Here is a 21,773-nt window from a genome sequence, read left to right on the forward strand (position 1 = left end):
CCTCTCTGGTAACGGTTGAGTCAATGCCGCCTACGACACCTTACGGTGAGTAGTGCTTGTGGGATAACGTCCCGCCCCAGACCGGGTGAACGGTCCGGTCCGTTGTCGCCTTGGCGTTCTGCCAGGTGCCGGCGGGCTTCTGGACGGAGGAGGGGTTCCAGCCTTGAGGCAAAACTTCGTGCGCGTCCTCGGCAGCGTCGCCATCTTGGCGCTTGTTGCCGGCGGCGCCAGCGCATGTAAGAAGGACGAGGGCACGTCGGAAGGTTCCGCCAACAAGGCGTGCGACCTCAAGATCGGTTTCTTCGGCGCGCTCTCCGGCGCCGACGCCGGCCTGGTCACCCCGATGAAGCAGGGTGCCGACCTGGCCGTGGAGAAGTACAACGCGGAGAACGCGGACTGCAAGGTCACCGTTCAGGCGTTCGACTCGCAGGGCAAGGCCGACCTGGCCGGTGGCCTCGCGACCAGCGCGGCGGCCGACACGAAGATCGTGGCGATGGTCGGACCGGCGTTCTCCGGTGAGAGCGAGGTCGCGCTGCCGATCTTCGACACCGCGGGTCTCGCCGTCATCAGCCCGTCGGCCACGCGGCCGAGCCTCTCGGAGAAGGGCTGGAAGGTCTTCCACCGCGGTGTGGGTAACGACTTCTCCCAGGGTCCGGCGATCGCCAGCTACATCAAGAACGTGCTGAAGGCCCAGAAGGCCTTCGTCATCGACGACCAGTCGGCGTACGGCGCGGGTCTGGCTGACGAGGCCAAGAAGGGCCTCGGTTCGCTGATCATCGGCACCGACAAGGTCGTCGACAACGCGCAGGAGTTCGGTGCGCAGATCTCCAAGGTGAAGACCAGCGGCGCGACGGTGCTGTTCTACGCGGGTTACACCGAGGAGGCGGCGCCGTTCCTGAAGCAGCTGCGGGCTGCGGGCTGGACCGGCACGTTCATCGGCGGCGACGGCATCAACGACGCCAACATGCTGTCGGTGACCGGGCAGAAGGACGTCGAGGGCACCATCGCGACCTGCCCGTGTGGCCCCGCCACCGCGGCCAAGGGCACCTTCGTGACCGACTTCAAGGCCAAGTACAACGTGGACCCGGGTGTGTACGCGGACGTGTCGTTCGACCTGGCCAACATCTACCTCGAGGCGATCAAGGGCGGCAAGACCACCCGCGCCGACATCCAGGCCTTCCTCTCCACCTACAACAAGGCCGGTTCCGCCTCTGGCGTGACCTACAAGTGGGAGCCGACCGGCGAGCTGGACCCGGCGCAGGTCAAGGTGTGGGCCTTCAAGGCGAAGGCCGGTGCGTGGGCTCCTGACGTGGAGGTCCCGAAGGCCTGATCCCGTTGGGGGTCACAGGTTGAGGGCGTGACGAACAGAGCTGTTTCGAGGCGGCCGGGGTGTGTAACCCCGGCCGCGTCGACTCAGCGCAACACCCTTCGGAGCATCGGTGGACTTTGCAGAACTCGTCCGGGGCTTCCCGGAACTGACCACAACCGGGTTGGTGCAAGGAGCGATCTACGCGCTCATCGCCCTTGGCTACACCCTCGTCTACGGCGTACTTCGCCTGATCAACTTCGCGCACTCCGAGGTCTTCATGATCGGCACGTTCGGTGCCATCTGGACCTGGGCGGCCTTCGGGCTTGATAGCAACAGCGGCGCTCCGTCGGTGGGTAAGGCGCTGCTCCTCATCGCACTCGCGATCGTGGCGGCGGCGTTGCTGTCCGGCAGCGTCGCACTACTGATCGAGGTTACCGCATACCGTCCGCTACGGCGGCGCAACGCGCCACCACTGGCCTTCCTGATCACGGCCATCGGCGCGTCGTACGCGCTGATGGAGTTGATGGGCACGCTGACCCAGCGCCGCCAGGTCGGCTCGCCGGCTCTGCTGCCCTCCGACACGCTGTTCAGCATCGGTGGCTGGAGCGTCACGCCGGTGCAGATGCTGACGCTGAGCGTGGCCATCCTGATGATGGTCGGGCTGGACTGGTTCGTTAACCGCACCCGTTTCGGCAAGGGCATCCGCGCGGTCGCGCAGGACGCGAACACCGCCGCGCTGATGGGTGTCAACAAGAGCCGCGTGATCGCACTGGTCTTCGTGCTGGGTGGTCTGATGGCCGGTGTGGCCGCTGTCTTCAGTGACATGAAGAGCGGAAACACCCGGTACAACATCGGCTTCCTGCTCGGCCTCAAGGCGTTCTCCGCCGCGGTGCTGGGCGGTATCGGCAACCTGCGGGGCGCGGCGATCGGCGGCATTCTGCTGGGTCTGGTCGAGAACTACGGGTCGGCGCTGTTCGGCTCGCAGTGGCGGGATCTCATCGCGTTCGTGGTGTTGATCGTCCTGCTCATGTTCCGGCCGACCGGTCTGCTGGGCGAGTCGTTGGGGAGGGCGCGGGCATGACCGCTCTGCGAGAGCGTTGGCACTCCGCATCGAGTGCCTTCGGTCGGCGGGTCGACGGCCTGCCGAAGTCCGCCCGGATCACCGGGTTGCTGGCCTTCGTCGCCTTCCTCTACGTCCTGCCGAACAAGTGGTTCTACGAGTACCTGAACATTCCGGGTCTGTGGATCCCGCTCTACACGACGCGCAACGACATGGCGGCGGTGCTGTTCTACTGCGCGTGGATCGTGCTGCTGTCGCTCGGTCTCAACGTGGTGGTCGGGTACGCGGGCCTGCTGGACCTGGGCTTCTTCGGCTTCTTCGCCGTCGGCGCGTACACGGTGGCGTTGTTGACGTCGCCGGAGAGCAAGCTGATCACCGAGTACAACTGGCTGGAGAGCCCGTGGCCCTGGCTGGTCACGGTGCCGATCGCGGTCTCCCTGGCGTTCCTGTCCGGTGTGCTGCTGGGCGCTCCGACGCTGCGGCTGCGTGGTGACTACCTGGCGATCGTGACGCTCGGTTTCGCGGAGATGATCCGGATCATCGCCAAGAACCAGGACTGGATCTTCAACGGTGACCGGGGAATCCCGCAGGTGGCTCACCCGCCGGGCAAGAACCCGGACGGTACCGCCATCTTCCAGTTCGAGTTCAAGCCGTACTACTGGCTGCTGCTCACCGTGATCATCGGTGTCGTCTTCCTGATCCGTAACCTGGCCAACAGCCGGGTGGGTCGGGCCTGGGTCGCGATCCGTGAGGACGAGGACGCGGCCGAGCTGATGGGCGTGCCGACCTTCCGGTTCAAGCTGTGGGCGTTCGCCATCGGCGCGGCGGTCGGCGGGTTGTCCGGCACGCTGTGGGCCGGCCAGGCCAACTTCGTCAACTCCTCGACGTTCTCGTTGGAGAACTCGATTCTGGTGTTGGCGGCGGTGCTGCTCGGTGGCGCGGGCAGCATCGGCGGTGCGATCCTCGGTGGCTTCCTGGTCATCTACATTCCGGAGTGGCTGCGGTCGGTGGGTGATGTCTTCGGCCTGCCGGAGACGGCTACCGTCTTCGGTAACGACTTCGACGTGAGCCCGACGTCGTTGCGCTACTTCATCTTCGGGATCCTGCTGATCATCGTGATGATCTTCCGACCGCAGGGTCTCTGGCCGAACCGGCGGCGCGCCGCCGAGCTCAAGGACCGGCAGAAGGAGGTGGCTGTCGTTGAGTGAGCCACGGATGGGTAGCGAGCGCGACGCCACCAGCGAGCGGGACATGGCGATCGATGCCCGGACGACGGTGGGTACCCCGCCGGAGACCTCGTCCACACCGGACGAGGTGGTCAGCGAGCCGACCCCGACCAATGGTCGTAAGCCGCTGCTGGAGGTCGACCACGTCACGCTGCGGTTCGGCGGCGTGGTGGCCCTCAACGACGTCAACTTCACCCTCTACGAGGGGGAGATCCTCGGGCTGATCGGCCCGAACGGCGCGGGCAAGACCACCTGCTTCAACGCGATGACGGGCGTCTACGCCCCGACGACCGGGCAGATCCGGTTCCGGGGCGAGAAGGTCAGCGGCCGTAAGCGGTTCCAGATCACCAAGATGGGCATCGCACGTACCTTCCAGAACATCCGGCTCTTCCCGGAGATGACGGCACTGGAAAACGTGCAGGTCGGCGCGGACGCCAACCACAAGACCAGCGTCCCGAGCGCCCTGCTGCGGTTGCCGCGGCACTGGCGGGAGGAGCGACAGGGCAAGGCGAAGGCCCGCGAGCTGCTGGAGTTCGTCGGCATCCAGGGCCGCGCCGGCGACCTGGCCCGCAACCTGTCGTACGGGGACCAGCGTCGACTGGAGATCGCTCGGGCCCTGGCCACCGATCCCACCCTGCTCTGCCTCGACGAGCCGGCCGCCGGCTTCAACCCCGCCGAGAAGGTGGCCCTGCTGCAGCTGATCCGCAAGATCCGCGACTCGGGGGTCACCGTCCTGCTGATCGAGCACGACATGCGCCTGGTCATGGGCGTGGTGGACCGGTTGGTGGTGCTGGAGTTCGGGCAGAAGATCGCCGAGGGGTCGCCGGCCGAGGTGCGCGACGATCCCAAGGTGATCGCGGCCTACCTGGGAGGTGTCGAGGATGCTGCTTGAGATCGACAACCTGAAGCTGCTCTACGGTCGGATCGAGGCGCTGCACGGCATCAGCCTGCACGTGGACCAGGGCGAGATCGTGGCGCTCATCGGCGCGAACGGCGCCGGCAAGACCACGACCATGAAGGCGATCTCGGGGCTGCACGCCATCTCCGGCGGCAGCATCAAGTTCGAGGGCAACGACGTCAGCCGGCTCCGCGCCGACCTCCGGGTGATCCGGGGCATCGGGCAGTCACCGGAGGGACGTGGTGTGTTCCCCGGCATGACCGTGCTGGAGAACCTGGAGATGGGGGCCTACACCCGTCGGGACAAGGCCGAGATCACCAAGGACCTGTCCATGGTCTTCGACCTGTTCCCCCGGCTGCACGAGCGCCGGAAGCAGGCCGGTGGCACGCTCTCCGGCGGTGAGCAGCAGATGCTGGCGGTGGGTCGGGCACTGATGACCCGTCCGAAGCTGCTGCTGCTGGACGAGCCGTCGATGGGGCTGGCGCCCAAGTTGATCCAGCAGATCTTCGAGATCATCACGCGGATCAACGAGCAGGGCACCACCATCCTGCTGGTCGAGCAGAACGCCCAGCAGGCGCTCTCCCGGGCCCACCGGGGGTACGTGCTGGAGACTGGCCGGATCGTCAAGGAGGGCACCGGCGAGCAGCTCCTGCACGACCCGGCGGTCAAGGAGGCGTACCTCGGCGTCGCCTGAGTGACCTGTGTGGTGGCCGGTCATCCCGTGCGGGGTGGCCGGCCGTCGCCGTCGCGGCGGGCGTCCGTTCTGACGTCGGCGTCGCGCGGCGGGCTGTGCGTTTTGTCGTCGGCGCGCGTGGTGCCGCCGGCCAGGGTTGTCGGTAGGACGGGCTAGAGTCGCTGCCGTGACAGCTACGACACCGCGCCTGCTTCTCGTCGACGGACATTCCATGGCATACCGGGCGTTCTTTGCCCTGCCTGTGGAAAACTTCTCCACCACGACGGGTCAGCCGACCAACGCGGTGTACGGCTTCACCTCGATGCTGATCAACGTGCTGCGCGACGAGCAGCCCACCCACATCGTCGTGGCCTTCGACGTCTCCCGCCGCTCCTTCCGCACCGACAAGTACGCGGAGTACAAGGCCGGCCGCAGCGAGACCCCGACCGACTTCAAGGGCCAGGTCAGCCTGGTCAAGGAGGTCCTGGCGGCGCTCCAGATCCCGGTGGTGGAGAAGGAGGGCTTCGAGGCCGACGACGTCATCGCCACCCTGGCCTGCCAGGCGCGTGACCAGGGCATGACGGTGCTGATCAGCAGCGGCGACCGCGACGCGTTCCAGCTGGTCGACGACCAGATCACCGTCCTCTACCCGCGTAAGGGCGTCTCCGACCTGGCCCGGATGGACCCGGCGGCGATCGAGGCGAAGTACGGCGTTCCGCCACAGCAGTACCGGGACCTCGCCGCGCTGGTCGGCGAGACCAGCGACAACCTGCCCGGCATCCCGGGTGTCGGCCCGAAGACCGCCGCCAAGTGGATCACCACGTACGGCGGCGTGGAGGGCGTCATCGCCCGCGCCGACGAGATCAAGGGCAAGGCCGGCGACAGCCTGCGGGAGCGGCTCGCCGACGTGATCCGCAACTACGAGATCAACTGCCTGGTCTCCGACCTGGAGCTGCCACTGCGCCCGGAGGACGCCAGGTGGACCGGTTGGGACCGGGAGGCGGTGCACCAGGTCTTCGACACGCTGGAGTTCCGCATCCTGCGCGACCGTCTCTACCAGTACCTGGAGTCGGTCGAGCCGGAGGCCGAGTCCGGCTTCGACCTCACCGGCGAGGTGCTCACCGAGCCCGGCGCGCTGGCCGGCTGGCTCAGCACGCACGTCCCGGCCGGCACCCCGGTCGGGTTGGCGGTCAAGCTCGACACCGGCCCTAACCGTCGACACACCGCCTCGATCACCGGTCTCGCGCTGGCCACCGCCGGCGGCGCGGCGGCCTGGGTCGACCCCACCGGGCTCGACGCCACCGACGAGGGCGCCCTGGCCGCCTGGTTGGCCGACGCGCAACGACCCAAGGTGCTGCACGACAGCAAGCCGGCCGTGTTGGCCAGCGCCGCACACGGCTGGCAGCTCGCCGGCATCGTCCGCGACACCCAGATCGCCGCGTACCTGGCCCGCCCCGACCAGCGTTCCTACGACCTCACCGACCTGGCGCTGCGCTACCTGCACCGCGAGCTGCGGGTGGACGTCCCGGAGTCCGGTCAGCTCACCCTCGACGGGCTCGGCGACGAAGGCGTCGTCGAGCAGAACCTGATGCTCCAGGCCCGCGCGACCCTCGACCTGGCCGACGCGATCGACGCCGAGTTGTCCCGCGACGGCGAGCAGTCGGCCCGGCTGATGGCCGGGGTGGAGCTGCCGCTGATGCGGGTCCTGGCCACCATGGAGAGCACCGGCATCGCCGCCGACAACGACTATCTCCACGAGTTGGAGGCGCACTTCGCCGGTGAGGTCAAGACCGCCGCGCAGGGTGCGTACGAGGCGGTGGGTCGGGAGTTCAACCTCGGCTCACCCAAGCAGTTGCAGGAGATCCTCTTCACCGAGCTGGGCCTGCCGAAGACCAAGAAGATCAAGACGGGCTACACCACCGACGCCGACGCCCTGCAGTGGCTCTACGCGCAGCAGCCGCACCCGGTGCTGGCCCACCTGCTGCGCCACCGGGACGTGGCGAAGCTCAAGTCGACAGTCGACGGCCTGCTCAAGTCGGTCTCCGACGACGGCCGGATCCACACCACCTTCAACCAGACGGTCGCGGCCACGGGTCGGCTCTCCTCCACCGAGCCCAACCTGCAGAACATCCCCATCCGCACCGAGGAGGGCCGGCGCATCCGTCGGGCCTTCGTGGTGGGTGAGGGCTACGAGTGCCTGCTCACCGCCGACTACAGCCAGATCGAGATGCGCATCATGGCGCACCTCAGCTCGGACGACGCGTTGATCGAGGCGTTCAACTCCGGCGCCGACTTCCACGCCGCCACCGCCTCGTCGGTCTTCGGGGTGCCGCTCGACGAGGTCACCCCCGACCAGCGCCGCAAGATCAAGGCCATGAACTACGGCCTGGCGTACGGGTTGAGCGCCTTCGGCCTGTCCCAGCAACTCGGGATCAACACCGAGGAAGCACGTGGGCTGATGGAAAACTACTTCGCCGGCTTCGGCGGGGTGCGCGACTACCTGCACCAGGTGGTCGCCCGGGCCCGCCAGGACGGCTACACCTCCACCATCCTCGGTCGCCGCCGCTACCTCCCCGACCTGGTCAGCGACAACCGGCAGCGCCGGGACATCGCCGAGCGGATGGCGCTCAACGCCCCGATCCAGGGCTCCGCGGCCGACATCATCAAGGTGGCGATGCTGCACGTCGACACCGCGCTCGGCGATGCCGGGCTGCGCTCGCGGATGCTGTTGCAGGTGCACGACGAGCTGGTCTTCGAGGTCGCCCCCGGCGAGCGGGAGGCGTTGGAGGCGTTGGTCCGGCACGAGATGGGCGGGGCGTACCCGCTGTCGGTGCCGTTGGAGGTGTCGGTCGGCGAGGGCCGCGACTGGAACAGCGCTGATCACTGACCTTGTGTGTTGGTTGCGGTGTGGGGGTTCCGGGGCAGCCCGACCCACTCCGGGCGGTCAGGCTTGATCCCTGCGTGGGTCGGGCTGCCCCGGAACCCCTGACCGGGTCATCCTGGTCCCGGCCATTGGCATGGTGGGCGCTGGCCAGATCAAGCGAGCCCACCCGTGCCGCCCACCCGTGCTGCCCATCCGTTTCCGCTCGCCTGTGTCCGCCCGTGCCGCCACCCTCGCCGGGGCACCGGCTGTCGGCGCTGGCGCGGTGCGCCTCGTAGCAAGATCTGCGCAACTTCGGGGAAAGTGCTGGGTCGAGGGGTTCTGAGGCAGCAACTTCGCCGAAGTTGCGGATCTCGCCGCGGAGTGCCGTGGTGGGGACGGGCCCACGGGCTACTTCATCGGGTCGTGGCCCCAGTTCATCAGGGACCAGCGCCATTTGGTGTCGCGGACGTTGCCGGAGGGGCGCTGCGCCATGTGTCGGCGTACGTAGCCGACCACCTTGCGCATGTGCTTGTAGTCGCCCTCGGACAGGTCGCCCCGTTTGCGGCGGAGCAGGTTGATGATCTTCCGGCCGGATTCGTGTCCGACGGACTCGCCGCCACCGGCGCGACCGCCCTTGTGCCAGCCCACCTGCTTCGACTCGTCGGTCTCCAGCCACGTGGACAGCTCCCGGGGCTTCATGTTCACCGCCTCGGTGAACTCCCGATAGGTGTCCCGGCCCTGGTCGTCAGCTCTGCTCATGACGCAGCGCCTCGGGTCGGTGGGCCACGTCGCGGCCCGTGCCGTCACTGCGGACCCGGTACTGCGGGTCGTCGGGGGCCGCGTTCACCGCCCGCCCACTGATCCGCGTCCGCTCGGTGATCGTGTCCTGCACCACGCCGTACGCGCGGCTGCCGTGGGCCGACCAGGAAACCTGGTCGCCTCTGCGGAATCGCTGCTCGGCCATGCTCCTCGGCTACCCGACACCGGCGCGGCGAAACGGCCGTTCCGGCGACGCGCTACGGGGTGATCTCGGCGATCGGCAGCTTGATGTCGAACGGCTCGGCCAGCTCGATCACGTCGGCGCCGTCGGCGACCAGCTCGTACTGCCGCTCACCGCCGGGACCCACCCGGTCGCCGATCCGGTACGCGTAGACGTGCACCGGGTCCTGCTCGATGCGCCAGTAGAAGGGAATGCCGGCGGCGGCGTACTCGCCGGGCTTCGCGAATCGGTCGATCCGTCGCGTCCCCGGCGAGACGATCTCCACGGCGAGGACCACGTCCGCCGGACGCAGCAGCGACCGGCCGGACGGCACCTCGGCCCGGCACAGCAGGACGTCCGGTTGTCGGCTGGCGTTGAAACTGAGCCCGACTCCGACGGCCTGAGCGATGCGGAGGTCAGCTGGCACACGCGAGTGCAGCCACATGCGCAGGAGGAACGAGATGTCTTGATGGCCCAGGGTGGGGGAGGGTGTCACCTGGATTACTCCGTCGACGAGTTCGACGCGGGGGGCATCGTCCGGCAGGGTGAGCAGGTCCTCCAGCGTGTAGTCGGCACGCTGCTGCCGCATCGGGTCCGGACACCAGGGGCCAGGTGATGTCGGGATGGGCTCGGCGCTCATGGGACGAGCCTACCGGTGGTCGATGCGACGCAGGGCGGACTGCGGGTGCGACGCGCTCACTCCGCGGGCTTCTCGGTGACGAAGATGGCGGTGCCGGGGAAGAGTCGACCGCGCAGCGGGCTCCACTGCCCCCAGAGGCCCTCGTGCCCCTCGGGCCATTCCGGCTCCACCAGGTCCAGCAGGCGGAAGCCGGCACCGACCAGCTCCCGGATCCGGTCGCCGAGGGTGCGGTGCTGCTCGACGTACGTGGCGACGCCGGACTCGTCCTGCTCGACGTAGGGGGAGCGGTCGAAGTACGAGTGCACGGCGGTCAGTCCGCCCTCGCCAGGGTCGTCGAGGAAGATCCACCGCATCGGGTGGGTCACCGAGAACACCCACCGCCCGCCGGGGCGCAGCACCCGGTGCACCTCGGCGTGCAGGGCCGCCGAGTCGTCCACGAACGGGATGGCGCCGAAGGCGGTGCAGGCGAGGTCGAACGACCGGTCGGCGAACGGCAGGGCGAGTGCGTCGGCCTGCACCAGCGGTACGCGTACCCCGGTGCGGTCGGCGGCCTCGGCCGCGTGCCGCAACATGCCGGCGGACAGGTCGAAGGCGACCGGCCGGGCACCCTGGGTGGCCAGCCAGCGGGCGGCGGCGGCCGCACCGCAGCCGACCTCCAGCACCCGTCGGCCGGGCAGGTCCCCGAGCAGCCGGGCGTCGGCCTCGCGCAGGCCCTCCGGGCACCAGACGAAGTCCACGTCGCCGAGGAACGCGCCGTGCTCAGCCTGGTAGTCGTCGGCGTCGGTGTCCCACCAGCCGCGGTTGGCGCGCCGGGCCTCGGCGTCACCCACCCGGCGCCGGGTGACCCGGCTGTCGTCATCCACGCGCTCACGCTAGGCCCCACCCACCCGTTGGGCGCGGCGGCGCGTCCAAGATCTGCGCTACTCCTCACGTGGGTGCCCTTGATCGACTCGGTTTCCGTGTGCTCGAGGTGTCCGGGCCGTTGGGACGTCCCGGAGGTCGAGTCGATCAAGCGCGGGCCGAGGCGACTCCTGAGGCTGCTGTGACGCACGAGACAGCAGGGGTCTTTTCCGGGCGATTGTTCGTCTTTCGCAGGTCACCGCGCGGAGAGAAGCCGGGAGGGCTTGCACGCTGTGGTAATGCGCACGGTAGGCTAGACGATGCGCTCGCGGATCGCGTTGCCTCGGCAGGGAGCAGGTGCGCGGTCGTCGGAGCCACATCATGATCTCACTAGGCGATCGTTCGGTGTGCCCGGCGGCGGATCCGCTGGCGCGAACAGGTCACTGCGACACCAGCCTGCTGTGACAACCCACCGACCGGAGCAACCGCCCACATGACGAGCAGCATCGAGGCCCCCTCGAGCGCCACCCGGGTCACCCACGACGATCTCGGTTCCGAGGAGGCATTCCTCGCCGCGATCGACGAGACCATCAAGTACTTCAATGACGGCGACATTGTCGAAGGCACCGTCGTCAAGGTCGATCGGGACGAGGTCCTGCTCGACATCGGCTACAAGACCGAGGGTGTCATCCCCTCTCGGGAGTTGTCGATCAAGCACGACGTGGACCCCGCCGAAGTTGTGACGGTTGGCGACCACATCGAGGCCCTGGTCCTCCAGAAGGAGGACAAGGAGGGTCGTCTGATCCTCTCCAAGAAGCGGGCACAGTACGAGCGGGCCTGGGGCACGATCGAGAAGATCAAGGACGAGGACGGCGTCGTCCGCGGTTCGGTCATCGAGGTGGTCAAGGGCGGCCTCATCCTCGACATCGGGCTGCGGGGCTTCCTGCCCGCGTCCCTGGTCGAGATGCGTCGTGTGCGCGACCTGCAGCCGTACGTCGGGCGTGAGCTCGAGGCCAAGATCATCGAGCTGGACAAGAACCGCAACAACGTGGTCCTGTCCCGCCGGGCCTGGCTGGAGCAGACGCAGTCCGAGGTGCGCACCGAGTTCCTCAACAAGCTGCAGAAGGGCCAGGTCCGCAAGGGCGTCGTGTCCTCGATCGTCAACTTCGGCGCCTTCGTCGACCTTGGCGGCGTCGACGGTCTGGTGCACGTCTCCGAGCTGTCCTGGAAGCACATCGACCACCCGTCCGAGGTTGTCGAGGTGGGCCAGGAGGTCGAGGTCGAGGTCCTGGACGTCGACCTGGACCGCGAGCGCGTCTCGCTGTCGCTGAAGGCGACCCAGGAGGACCCGTGGCGGCAGTTCGCCCGCACCCACGCGATCCAGCAGATCGTGCCGGGTAAGGTCACCAAGCTGGTGCCGTTCGGTGCGTTCGTCCGGGTGGACGACGGCATCGAGGGCCTGGTCCACATCTCCGAGCTGGCCGAGCGCCACGTGGAGATCCCGGAGCAGGTCGTCCAGGTCGGCTCCGAGGTCATGGTCAAGGTCATCGACATCGACCTGGAGCGCCGCCGGATCTCGCTGTCGCTCAAGCAGGCCAACGAGGGCTTCGTCGAGGGCGAGGAGCACTTCGACCCGACCCTCTACGGCATGGCCGCGACGTACGACACCGAGGGCAACTACATCTACCCGGAGGGCTTCGACCCGGAGACGGGCGAGTGGCTCGAGGGGTACGACAAGCAGCGCGAGACCTGGGAGAACCAGTACGCCGAGGCTCGTCAGCGCTGGGAGGCCCACACCAAGCAGGTGCAGACCTCTCGGGCCGCCGACGCCGAGGCTGCCGCCAACCCGACTCCGGTCGTTCCGGCCGCTGGCGGCACCGGTGGCGGTGGCACCACCTCTTCGTCCAGCCCGGCCCCGAGCCGGCAGGCCGAGGAGCCGGCCGGCACGCTGGCCACCGACGAGGCGCTCGCCGCACTGCGGGAGAAGCTCGCCGGCGGTAAGTGAGCCGCTGAACGACTGAACGACGACGGGCCCCGCCCCTCACGATCCACGGATCGTCGGGGGCGGGGCCTTCGCCGTTCCCAGGCGACCACCGGACCTCGTCGCCCGGGTCGTCGCGGTGCCGGACGATGATGTGGATCTCCCCGACGAGCAGGGCTCGCAAGATCGTGCTCGATCCTGGATACAGGGGCCTCGAACAACCAGGACACCACTACAACCTGGATCGAGCACGATCTTGCGCGGGGCGCGGGGCGCGGGGCGCGGGGCGCGGGGCGCGGGGCGCGGGGCGCGGGGGCGCGGGGGCGCGGGGCGCGGGGCGCGGGGCCGCGTCGGTCGCGGGGCGTCGGGGCGGAGGCCGCGTCGGTCGCGGGCGCGATCGTGGTGGGTTTGGCGGCAGGGCTGGTGATCCGGTTGACTGGTCGGGTGCTGAGGGTGGGGTTGACCGGCGGAATCGGGTCGGGCAAGAGCGCGGTGGCGGCGCGACTCGTCGAGCGGGGAGCGGTGCTCATCGACGCCGACCGGGTGGCCCGAGAGGTCGTCGCACCGGGCAGCGAGGGGCTGGCCGAGATCGTCGCCGCCTTCACCGACGCGGTGCTCGACGCCGATGGCGCGCTGGACCGTGCCGCACTGGGCGCGGTGGTGTTCGCCGACGAGACCGCCCGCCGGCGGTTGGAGTCGATCACCCACCCCCGGGTTCGGGCCCGTACCGCCGAACTGGCCGCCGCGGCACCTCCCGACGCGATCGTCGTCAACGACGTGCCGCTCCTGGTCGAGGTGGGTCTCGCGCCCACGTACCACCTGGTGGTCGTGGTGCAGACGGCCGTGTCGACCCGACTGGAACGGCTGGTGCGCGACCGGGGGATGAGTCACGCGGAGGCCGAGCGGCGGATCGCCGCCCAGACCGACGACGCCCGTCGCCGGGCGGCGGCCGACGTCGTGCTCGGCAACGACGGAAGCCTGGCGGCGTTGCACGACGCCGTCGACACGCTCTGGCGGCAACGGCTGCGGCCCTACGAGGACAACCTGCGTCAACGGCGGGTGGTCCCGCCGGGCGAAGACGAACCGGTGGGGACCGACGCGAGTTGGCCGGAGCAGTACGCGCGGCTGGCCGCCCGGATTCGGCACACCCTGGGCTCGGACGCCCTCCGGATCGACCACATCGGCTCGACTGCGGTGCCCGGCCTCGCCGCCCAGGACGTCATCGACGTGCAGGTGGCCGTCTCCAGCCTCGCCGACGCCGACGGAGCGCTGGCCGACCGGCTGGCGAACGCCGGGTTCCCGCGGGTGCCGGGGCAGTGGTGGGACGACCCGCGCCCGGCCGGCAGCGGTCGGTGGGAGAAGCGGCTGCACGGTAGCGCGGACCCGGCTCGTCCCGTTCGCCTGCACGTGCGGCTGGACGGGTCGCCAGGCTGGCGGTACGCGTTGCTGATGCGCGACCACCTGCGGGCCGACCCGGATCAGCGCGCCGCGTACCTGCAACTCAAGCGGGACCTGGTCGATGCGGCGCCCGCCGCCGGCGACTCCGGCACGGCCCGGGACCCGTGGTTCGACGAGGAGTACCTGCGGGCCGACCAGTGGGCCGCCCAGACCGGCTGGCGGCCCTGAGCTCAGCGGGCGCCGGCCCGAGGTTTCGCAGCGGGTCGGGGCACCGGGGCCAGTCGGGGCACCGCGGCCGGTTGGAGATCCAGTTGGGCCCACGCGTTGCCGCTGGTGTGCAGCTCCAACCGCCGCAGCGACCCGTCACGGTCGACCCAGTAGCGCAGCCGTGCGCCGGCCGGACCCACCTCGACGACGTCCACGGTCCGGCCGGCGGTGACGTCCTCGCGTATCCGCACGGCCGCACCGCGTGGCCCGACCGACCCGGCGGCCACCGCCGCGTCGACGAGCCGGCCCACGTCGTCCCCGACGGATCGGGAGACCCGCCACGGTCCGGCCGGGGGCGCCAGGGGTGGTCGGCCCGGTGCCTCCGCCGTGCCGCCACCACCGGCCGCCGCCGGCAGGTCCGCCCGGGCCAGCCCGGCGGCGTCGCGTCGCAGCAGGGTCCGACGATCCGGTACGCCCAGGTCGGCAACCGAGAGGTACGCGGTCCGCGTGGTCCAGCTCAACCAGCCCGCGCCGCGCAGGTTCGTGTCCGTGCCCGTCGGCGCGGTGAGCGTGACCGCCGCACCGCCCTGGGCGCGTAGCCGGGCCGGCAGCCGGTCCAGTCGACGCTGTTCGGCGTCGGTCAGCGCGCGGGGCAGACCCGGCCGGCCGCCGAGGGCGTCCACCGGGCGGAGGGTCGGCCGGTCCGCCCGGTGCAGAGTCACCGTGACCGGGCCGACGCCGGGCAACCGGGTGACGAGCTTGTGCAGCCGAGCGTCCTGGTCGAGCCAGTACCGGGTCTGCCCGTCCGGCTCGGCGCCCGCCGACCCGCTGCCCGTCGGCCCGGTGCCCGGGACCTGTGCCGCGGTGCTGCTTGCCGTGGTGCTGCCTGCGGCGGTGCTGCCCGCCGTGGTGCTGCCTGCGGCCGGTGTCCTGGCGAGCAGCGGCGCTTGGAGGAGGTCCACCGGGCCGCCCGCCATGGTGTCCCGGGCGATCCACCGGGCTGCGCTACCCGCAGCCGCCGGGTCCGCGTCCGGGCGGTCGGCCGCGAGGCCGAGGAGCAGGTCGAGCACCGGCACCAGGCTCGCCCCGGGCGTCAGGCGGTGCAGCCGCCACCGATCCGCCGGAGGCACCAGCGGGGGTGCGGCGGGGGTGGGCACCGCGGCCGGGTCCGGCCGGATCACCAGCACCGACCCGGCCCTCTGCAACAGCCCGCGCTCGGCACCCGCTCCGGGGCCGCCCACGTCCAGGTAGAGCAGGGACCGCGACCAGTCCACCCAGCCCACCAGTTCGATCCGGGTCGCGTCGACGCCCGCGGTGACGCGGACCCCGGCGCGCAGATCCCGCAGGTTGGTGACCCGCAGAGCGGCCAGCCGCTCGCCCTCGGTGAGGGTCAGCGGTCGGGCCGGCTCGGGTGGGTCGGGCGCCCAGCTCAACAAGCCGAGTACCAACGCCGTCGCGGACGTCACCGCCGTCAGACCGAGCAGCAACAGCACGGTACGGCGTCGGTGGCTGGCCGCACCCGGACCGGCGGTGTCGGTCGCGTCGGCGGCTGAGTCGGTGGTGTCGTCGGGCCGGGTGGTCGTCGGGGTCCGGTCGGAGTCTCGGCCGGTGGCGCTTCGGCGGTCGGTGGTGGGTCGGGCCGTGGGTCGGGTCGTGGGTCGGGCCGTGGTGGGTCGGGCCGTGGTGGGTCGGTCAATGTCGGTCGGCCGCTCGGTGACGGGTGGGCTGGCCGTGGCCCCGCTGCCGGTAGCGCCGCTCCCGGGCGACCTGCTCCCGGGCGACCTGCTCCCGGTTGACCCGCCCGCGAGCGCCCCGCTCGTGGCCGACCCGCTCGTGGCCGACCCGCTCGTGGCCGACCCGCTCGTGGCCGACCCGCTCGTGGCCGACCCGCTCTTGGTGGACCGGGGGGCAGCGGTGGCGTCAGCCGAGTCGGTGCGGTGGCGCCCGGTGCCGAGCCGTCCGGCGGCCGACGTGCTGGGCGTCCCCGCCGCGGAGGCGTTCCGCCGGCCGGTGCCGTCCGGTCGGGGGGCGGCCGTGGGGGTGGTGTCGGGCGGCGGGGTCGCAGAGGTGTCCACGGATGTGAAACGGGCGGAGTGGCACCGGGGTGACGAGCAGGGGCGCTCGCGGCGGCCGGTCTGCGCCTCGAGCGCGACCACACGGGTGCGCACGCCGGACGAGCCGGGTGCTGCGACCGCAGTGCCGGGGGCGGCCGGCCGTGATGACGGCTTGGCCACCGGCCCGGTCGGCCGCCGCGAGCGGCCTACATGGAGAGGGTAGTCCCGGTGACATGGGCCACACAATGGGAATATTGAAGCTGATCACATACCTGCCGTGACGGCCAAACCTGTCGGACCTCCGGCGTACCGTTGATGGCATGGCGCTCGACATTCCCCGGCTGGACAGCCGCTTCCAGGTCGTCAGTGACTTCCAGCCGGCCGGCGACCAACCGGCAGCCATCGACGACCTTGAGCGTCGGGTTCGGCGCGGCGACCGTAACACCGTGCTGCTCGGCGCGACCGGCACCGGCAAGAGCGCCACCACGGCGTGGTTGATCGAGCGGTTGCAGCGCCCGACCCTGGTGCTCGCCCCGAACAAGACGCTCTGCGCGCAGCTGGCCAAGGAGTTCAGCGAGCTGCTGCCGCACAACGCCGTCGAATACTTCGTCTCGTACTACGACTATTACCAGCCCGAGGCATACATCCCCCAGACCGACACCTACATCGAGAAGGACTCCTCGATCAACGAGGAGGTGGAGCGGCTGCGGCACTCGGCGACGATGTCGCTGCTCACCCGCCGCGACGTGATCGTGGTGGCGACCGTCTCGGCGATCTACGGCCTGGGCACCCCGGAGGAATACCTGAACCGGGCGGTGAAGGTGCAGATCGGGCAGGAGCTCGACCGCGACCAGTTGCTGCGGCGGCTGGTCGACATCCAGTACACCCGCAACGACATGGCCTTCCAGCGGGGCACCTTCCGGGTCCGCGGCGACACGCTGGAGATCATCCCGGCGTACGAGGAGCTGGCGATCCGGATCGAGCTGTTCGGTGACGAGGTGGAGAAGCTCTACTACCTCAACCCGTTGACCGGTGACGTGGTCCGCGAGGTCGACCAGCTGGTGATCTTCCCGGCCACCCACTACGCGGCCGGCCCGGAGCGGATGGAACGGGCGATCCGTGACATCGAGGTGGAGTTGGCCGAGCGGCTCGCCGAGCTGGAGCGGCAGGGCAAGCTGCTGGAGGCGCAGCGGCTGCGGATGCGCACCACCTACGACATCGAGATGATGCGGCAGGTGGGCTTCTGCTCCGGCATCGAGAACTACTCGATGCACATGGACGGGCGGCTGCCCGGCAGCCCGCCGCACGCCCTGCTGGACTACTTCCCCGACGACTTCCTCACGGTGGTCGACGAGTCGCACGTGACCATCCCGCAGATCGGCGGCATGTACGAGGGCGACGCGTCCCGCAAGCGGATGCTCATCGACCACGGCTTCCGGCTGCCCAGCGCGGCCGACAACCGGCCGCTGCGCTTCGACGAGTTCCTGGAGCGGGTCGGCCAGATGGTCTACCTCTCCGCGACCCCGGGCACCTGGGAGATGGAGCAGGCGCAGGGCGAGTTCGTCGAACAGGTGATCCGACCCACCGGCCTGGTCGACCCGGAGGTCGTGATCAAGCCGACCAAGGGTCAGATCGACGACCTGATGCACGAGATCAAACTGCGGACCGATCGCGACGAGCGGGTCCTGGTCACCACCCTGACCAAGAAGATGGCCGAGGACCTGTCCGACTACCTCCTGGAGAACGGCATCCGGGTGCGCTACCTGCACTCGGAGGTCGACACGTTGCGCCGGGTGGAGCTGCTGCGCGAGCTGCGCAAGGGCGACTACGACGTGCTGGTCGGCATCAACCTGCTCCGCGAAGGTCTGGACCTGCCCGAGGTGTCGCTGGTGGCGATCCTCGACGCCGACAAGGAGGGCTTCCTGCGCAGTGGTCGGTCGCTGATCCAGACCATCGGGCGGGCCGCCCGTAACGTCTCCGGTCAGGTCCACATGTACGCCGACAAGATCACCCCGTCGATGGCGGCGGCGATCGACGAGACCGACCGGCGTCGGGCCAAGCAGATCGCGCACAACGAGGCGCACGGGATCAGCCCGGAGCCGTTGCGTAAGAAGATCCACGACATCCTGGACGACATCTACCGCGAGGCGGAGGACACCGAAAACTCGCGGGTCGGCGGCGCGGTGCGTCAGCTGTCCCGGGGCAAGGCGCCGGTCAAGGAGACCCGCAGCCGGAGCCGGGGCGCCGCCACGACCACGTCACGGGAGGGGATGGCCCGAGCCGACCTCGCCGAGCTCATCCAGGAACTCAACGACCAGATGCTGGCCGCCGCCCGCGAGCTGCAGTTCGAGCTGGCGGCCCGGATCCGCGACGAGGTCTCCGACCTGAAGAAGGAGCTGCGCGGCATGGACGCCGCCGGCGTGAAGTGACGACCAGCGGCTGAGCGTGAGCGGCGCCCCACCGAGGGGCGCGGCCCGCCAGGGTGAGCGAAGGGTGGGTCGGGGATGACCACGGCGGCACCGGTCGGGGAGGTGGTGCTCGGGCTGCCCGAGGTCAGCCTGCGCCCGTTCGTCGACCGGTACGTCGGCTACCGGGAACGGGCCGACGTTCCACTGGTCCGCCGGGAGTCGGCGGGCGTCTTCGTGGTGCTGATCCTGGGTTGGGGCGCTCCGCTGGACGTGCGCGACCCGCGCAGCGCGGAGCGTGGTGCCAGCAGGGTCGACTCGTTCGTGGCCGGCACCTTCGACGGCTGGTGCACCACGCGGACGGTGGGCGTGGGGGAGGGCGTCGAGCTGCTGCTCGCCCCACTGACCGCCCGCCGGCTCCTCGGTCTGCCGCTGAGCGAGCTGACCAATCGTGCCGTGGGCGTCGGGCAGCTCCCGGGCCGGTGGCTGCATCGGCTGCGGAGCCAGCTCGCCGAGACGGCGTCCTGGCCGGAGCGGTTCGCCCTGCTCGACAGGGTGCTCGCCGGCCGCCTGGCGGCGTCGCCGCCCGTGGACGCCCGGCTCGACTGGGCGTGGCGGTGGCTCGTGGCCAGCGGTGGCCAGGAGCGCGTCGGTGTGCTCGCCGACGAGCTGGGCTGGAGCCGACGGCATCTCGCCTCCCGGTTCCGGCAGGAGATCGGGCTGCCACCCAAGATGGTCGCCCGGTTGCTGCGCTTCCAGCAGGCGTGCACGGCGCTGGGCGACGTGGGGCCAACCCCCGTGATCGAGCCGGGTGCCGGCCCGCCGACCGGCGCTGGCCAGTCCGCGGCCGACGCGGACCCGTCCAGCTTGGGACCGTCCAGCCCGGGGCCGTCCAGCGCGGCCTCATTCAGCAGCGGGCCGGCCATCGACTGGGCCGCGGTGGCGGCGCGATGCGGTTACTACGACCAGTCCCACCTGATCCGGGACTTTCACCAGTTCGCGGGGGACACTCCGGCCGCGTTGCTCGCCGCCCGGTCGACACCGTCCGGCTGACGCACCGACCAGCGGTGGCCTGACTGTCGATCCACTCGGGTTCCTGAAAGTCGCGGTATCCGACTGGCGCGGATAGCCCGACGTCGGGAAAGTCGAGGGGATCATGCGGGTCTGCGCCGCTCTGTCGCCGGAGCGGGCCGATGTGGGAGAGGGCGGCCTGCGGACTGGCGCGGCCAGGGCGCGGCACGCCGTAGCGGACCTCGCGCCCCACCTGATCGTGCTCGATCCCGAAACAGGCCTGGACCGACCCGCCGAGGTCACATTCGTCCAATCCGGCTCCCGCCGCCGGCGGCACACTGTGGACATGCGAACCGTCTACCCGGTCTTCCGTTATCCCGATCCCCGCGCCGCGATCGACTGGCTCTGCTCCGCCTTTGGTTTCCAGGTGCACGCCGTACACGACGCACCGGACGGTTCGGTCGCCCACGCCGAACTCGTCTTCGACAGCGGCATGGTCATGTTGGGCGCTCGGGCCGATGCGACGTCCAGGCCGGCCGGAGACGACTGGTTGGTGTACGTGGCCGTGCCGGACGTCGACGCCCACTGTGCACAGGCCCGCGCGGCCGGGGCGGAGATCACCCAGGAACCGTTCGACACCGACTACGGCTCCCGTGACTACGCCGCCCGTGACCTGGCCGGCAACGTCTGGGCCTTCGGCACCTACCGACCCTGAGCAGGACCGGTGCCGGCCCTGAGCAGGACCGGTGCCGGCCCGGAGTTCGGCTGGAACGGCCCTGAGCCCGGCCGGCCCGGCTCCCCGACCGCGCCGAATGACCTGATTGCGGTGAGCGAGCAAACTATTGCACTGGGTGATCGTCCTGCGTACGCTCCCTCGATGGGGAGGCCGGGATGCCGCTGCCAACGAGTCCTGTCATTCGACGTGCACGTCTCGGCGCTGAGTTGCGCCAACTTCGTCGGCGCGAGGCGCTGACCCTGGAGCAGGTCTGCGACCGGCTCGGCTGGGCCTCGACGTCGAAGCTGTCCCGCATCGAGCTGGGTCAGAGCCGGCCGGACCTCGCGGATGTGCTCGATCTGCTGGACATCTACAAGGTGCCCACTCCGGCCCGGGACGCGCTGATCGTGATCGCTCGCGATGCGGCGACCAGCCGGGGTTGGTGGAAGACGCTGGGCGAGATGAGCGAACGGCAGCGCACCTACGCCGAGTTGGAGGCGGGCGCTGCCGACATCGTCGAGTACCAGCCGACGGTTGTGCCGGGGCTGCTCCAGACGCCCGCGTACGCCCGGGTGTTGGTGGAGGCCGGCGCGCAGTTCACGCCGGAGATCGATGTGGAGGCCGAGGTGCGCGCCCGTGCGCTGCGGCAGGAGGTGCTGCGGCGCGCCTATCCGCCGCGCTACACGGCGGTGCTCGCCGCGGCCGTCTGCGACCCGGGCGACCTGCCGGTGGCGGTGTGGCGTGAGCAGCTGCGGCACCTGGTCACCGTGACCGGGCTGTCCCATGTCACGGTGCGACTGCTGCCACGTGGAGCGGCCGGCGGTGGGCTGCACCCGCTCACGCCGTACTCCTGCTATGCCTTTCCCGACCCGGCGGACCCGCGGACGGTGATGATCGAGGCGTTGACCACCGACGTCCGGTTGGCCACCGTGCCGGACGTCGGCCGCTACGAGCGGATGACCGAGGCGTTGCTGGCGGCCGCGCTGTCACCGGAGGAGACGGTCACCGCGCTGGCCCGGCGCGCCGGCGAGTAGCGCGCGGGGAGGCACGCCGCGCGGCCACCGTGCCCGGCGCCCCCGAGACCGTCGGGACCGGCGGCCGACGCGTGCGCGGAGCACGTTAACCGCGGGGTACGACAGAGTCGCTCGGGCCGGTGGTCGGATCAGGCCGGTACGTCGAGGAAGTGCTCGACCACGGGAGGCCCGGCGAAGTGCGGCCCGATCAGCGCCCGCCACTGCGCGAACCGCTCGGTGGCTCGGAAGTTCTTCTCGTGCGCCTCGACCGAGTCCCATTCGACGAGCAGCACGAAGCGCGTCGGGGACTCGATGCCCCGGGTCATCCGGACGGACCGGCAGCCGGTTGCCCCGGCGAGCACGGGGTGACCCTCGGCGTACGCGGCGGCGAACGCGTCCTCGTGTCCGGGCAGTACGTCGATCAACGCGACCTCAAGCACCATGCCGGAAAGCCTCCCACGACGGTCGGTGGCGGTGGTGTCGCGGGGTCTGTTCCGACGT

18 protein-coding genes and 1 pseudogene are annotated in these 21,773 nt (G+C 70.3%); 13 read left to right on the forward strand and 6 right to left on the reverse strand.

What is annotated here, in order from left to right:
- The first annotated feature begins 163 nt into the window (after positions 1–163).
- The 6 genes from AB0O48_RS22100 to polA all read left to right on the forward strand — a co-directional run bounded on the left by AB0O48_RS22100 (position 164) and on the right by polA (position 8,053).
- Positions 164–1,330 (forward strand): branched-chain amino acid ABC transporter substrate-binding protein, encoded by a 1,167-nt coding sequence (locus tag AB0O48_RS22100; RefSeq protein ID WP_357251266.1) that lies wholly within the window; start codon positions 164–166, stop codon positions 1,328–1,330.
- Positions 1,331–1,439: 109 nt separating this feature from the next.
- The gene (locus AB0O48_RS22105) at positions 1,440–2,390 is read left to right on the forward strand and encodes a branched-chain amino acid ABC transporter permease (protein ID WP_357251269.1); all 951 of its coding nucleotides are present in this window, start codon (positions 1,440–1,442) and stop codon (positions 2,388–2,390) included.
- Positions 2,387–3,577 carry a branched-chain amino acid ABC transporter permease gene (locus AB0O48_RS22110; protein ID WP_357374450.1) on the forward strand — a complete coding sequence of 397 codons (1,191 nt, stop codon included), beginning with the start codon at positions 2,387–2,389 and terminating at the stop codon, positions 3,575–3,577. Before AB0O48_RS22105 ends, AB0O48_RS22110 begins: the two co-directional genes overlap by 4 nt.
- 43 nt (positions 3,578–3,620) lie before the next feature.
- Positions 3,621–4,487, forward strand: coding sequence for an ABC transporter ATP-binding protein (locus AB0O48_RS22115; RefSeq protein WP_357251444.1), 867 nt, complete (start codon positions 3,621–3,623; stop codon positions 4,485–4,487).
- A complete protein-coding gene (locus AB0O48_RS22120; RefSeq protein ID WP_357251275.1) occupies positions 4,477–5,187 on the forward strand; it encodes an ABC transporter ATP-binding protein in 711 nt (236 codons plus the stop codon). Before AB0O48_RS22115 ends, AB0O48_RS22120 begins: the two co-directional genes overlap by 11 nt.
- 166 nt (positions 5,188–5,353) lie before the next feature.
- Complete coding sequence (polA, locus tag AB0O48_RS22125) at positions 5,354–8,053, forward strand: DNA polymerase I (RefSeq protein ID WP_365067985.1); 2,700 nt, start codon at positions 5,354–5,356, stop codon at positions 8,051–8,053.
- A gap of 387 nt (positions 8,054–8,440) precedes the next feature.
- Here polA and AB0O48_RS22130 read toward each other — a convergent pair.
- The 4 genes and pseudogenes from AB0O48_RS22130 to AB0O48_RS22145 all read right to left on the reverse strand — a co-directional run.
- Positions 8,441–8,788: pseudogene (locus tag AB0O48_RS22130) on the reverse strand (DUF3140 domain-containing protein); the annotation flags it as partial.
- Positions 8,775–8,993: a DUF2945 domain-containing protein gene (locus AB0O48_RS22135; RefSeq protein WP_357251280.1), complete on the reverse strand. Its 219-nt coding sequence runs from the start codon at positions 8,991–8,993 to the stop codon at positions 8,775–8,777. The pseudogene AB0O48_RS22130 and the gene AB0O48_RS22135, both read right to left, overlap by 14 nt.
- A 52-nt stretch (positions 8,994–9,045) precedes the next feature.
- Complete coding sequence (locus AB0O48_RS22140) at positions 9,046–9,648, reverse strand: Uma2 family endonuclease (RefSeq protein ID WP_357571529.1); 603 nt, start codon at positions 9,646–9,648, stop codon at positions 9,046–9,048.
- Positions 9,649–9,704: 56 nt separating this feature from the next.
- Positions 9,705–10,511: a class I SAM-dependent methyltransferase gene (locus tag AB0O48_RS22145; protein WP_357379516.1), complete on the reverse strand. Its 807-nt coding sequence runs from the start codon at positions 10,509–10,511 to the stop codon at positions 9,705–9,707.
- 470 nt (positions 10,512–10,981) lie between these two features.
- Here AB0O48_RS22145 and rpsA point away from each other — a divergent pair, with 470 nt between their 5' ends.
- Both rpsA and coaE read left to right on the forward strand, forming a co-directional pair.
- Complete coding sequence (rpsA, locus tag AB0O48_RS22150; RefSeq protein ID WP_357069728.1) at positions 10,982–12,493, forward strand: 30S ribosomal protein S1; 1,512 nt, start codon at positions 10,982–10,984, stop codon at positions 12,491–12,493.
- A gap of 420 nt (positions 12,494–12,913) precedes the next feature.
- Positions 12,914–14,095, forward strand: a complete 1,182-nt coding sequence (gene coaE, locus AB0O48_RS22155) for a dephospho-CoA kinase (protein WP_365067991.1) — start codon at positions 12,914–12,916, stop codon at positions 14,093–14,095.
- A 2-nt stretch (positions 14,096–14,097) separates the two neighbouring features.
- Here the strand turns inward: coaE and AB0O48_RS22160 are convergent, their stop codons facing one another.
- Entirely contained in the window at positions 14,098–15,567 is a 1,470-nt protein-coding gene (locus tag AB0O48_RS22160) for a hypothetical protein (protein WP_365067994.1), read from the reverse strand.
- A gap of 115 nt (positions 15,568–15,682) precedes the next feature.
- On the opposite strand from AB0O48_RS22160, the gene AB0O48_RS22165 reads away from it, so the two are divergent.
- The 5 genes from AB0O48_RS22165 (at position 15,683) to AB0O48_RS22185 (ending at position 21,293) form a co-directional block, all read left to right on the forward strand.
- Entirely contained in the window at positions 15,683–16,351 is a 669-nt protein-coding gene (locus AB0O48_RS22165; RefSeq protein ID WP_365067996.1) for a hypothetical protein, read from the forward strand.
- A 97-nt stretch (positions 16,352–16,448) separates the two neighbouring features.
- Complete coding sequence (gene uvrB / locus AB0O48_RS22170) at positions 16,449–18,557, forward strand: excinuclease ABC subunit UvrB (protein WP_357251298.1); 2,109 nt, start codon at positions 16,449–16,451, stop codon at positions 18,555–18,557.
- 75 nt (positions 18,558–18,632) lie between these two features.
- The gene (locus AB0O48_RS22175; RefSeq protein ID WP_365068001.1) at positions 18,633–19,586 is read left to right on the forward strand and encodes a helix-turn-helix domain-containing protein; all 954 of its coding nucleotides are present in this window, start codon (positions 18,633–18,635) and stop codon (positions 19,584–19,586) included.
- A gap of 304 nt (positions 19,587–19,890) precedes the next feature.
- The gene (locus tag AB0O48_RS22180; RefSeq protein ID WP_357251303.1) at positions 19,891–20,259 is read left to right on the forward strand and encodes a VOC family protein; all 369 of its coding nucleotides are present in this window, start codon (positions 19,891–19,893) and stop codon (positions 20,257–20,259) included.
- 176 nt (positions 20,260–20,435) lie between these two features.
- Positions 20,436–21,293, forward strand: a complete 858-nt coding sequence (locus AB0O48_RS22185) for a helix-turn-helix transcriptional regulator (RefSeq protein ID WP_357251306.1) — start codon at positions 20,436–20,438, stop codon at positions 21,291–21,293.
- 128 nt (positions 21,294–21,421) lie between these two features.
- On the opposite strand, the gene AB0O48_RS22190 is transcribed toward AB0O48_RS22185, so the two are convergent.
- The gene (locus AB0O48_RS22190; protein WP_357571532.1) at positions 21,422–21,715 is read right to left on the reverse strand and encodes an antibiotic biosynthesis monooxygenase family protein; all 294 of its coding nucleotides are present in this window, start codon (positions 21,713–21,715) and stop codon (positions 21,422–21,424) included.
- Positions 21,716–21,773: the final 58 nt, after the last annotated feature.

Origin of the sequence: Micromonospora sp. NPDC085948, assembly GCF_040686315.1 — a bacterium.
GTDB lineage: Bacteria > Actinomycetota > Actinomycetes > Mycobacteriales > Micromonosporaceae > Micromonospora.

What these genes read in the sequence shown, in the direction of transcription:
- AB0O48_RS22120 (WP_357251275.1), top strand. Translation starts at nt 4,477, where the DNA reads ATGCTGCTTGAGATCGACAACCTGAAGCTGCTCTACGGTCGGATCGAG.
- AB0O48_RS22135 (WP_357251280.1), bottom strand. Translation starts at nt 8,993, where the DNA reads ATGGCCGAGCAGCGATTCCGCAGAGGCGACCAGGTTTCCTGGTCGGCC.
- AB0O48_RS22185 (WP_357251306.1), top strand. Translation starts at nt 20,436, where the DNA reads ATGCCGCTGCCAACGAGTCCTGTCATTCGACGTGCACGTCTCGGCGCT.
- AB0O48_RS22190 (WP_357571532.1), bottom strand. Translation starts at nt 21,715, where the DNA reads ATGGTGCTTGAGGTCGCGTTGATCGACGTACTGCCCGGACACGAGGAC.
- AB0O48_RS22110 (WP_357374450.1), top strand. Translation starts at nt 2,387, where the DNA reads ATGACCGCTCTGCGAGAGCGTTGGCACTCCGCATCGAGTGCCTTCGGT.
- rpsA (WP_357069728.1), top strand. Translation starts at nt 10,982, where the DNA reads ATGACGAGCAGCATCGAGGCCCCCTCGAGCGCCACCCGGGTCACCCAC.
- AB0O48_RS22180 (WP_357251303.1), top strand. Translation starts at nt 19,891, where the DNA reads ATGCGAACCGTCTACCCGGTCTTCCGTTATCCCGATCCCCGCGCCGCG.
- AB0O48_RS22115 (WP_357251444.1), top strand. Translation starts at nt 3,621, where the DNA reads ATGGCGATCGATGCCCGGACGACGGTGGGTACCCCGCCGGAGACCTCG.
- AB0O48_RS22175 (WP_365068001.1), top strand. Translation starts at nt 18,633, where the DNA reads ATGACCACGGCGGCACCGGTCGGGGAGGTGGTGCTCGGGCTGCCCGAG.
- uvrB (WP_357251298.1), top strand. Translation starts at nt 16,449, where the DNA reads ATGGCGCTCGACATTCCCCGGCTGGACAGCCGCTTCCAGGTCGTCAGT.
- AB0O48_RS22140 (WP_357571529.1), bottom strand. Translation starts at nt 9,648, where the DNA reads ATGAGCGCCGAGCCCATCCCGACATCACCTGGCCCCTGGTGTCCGGAC.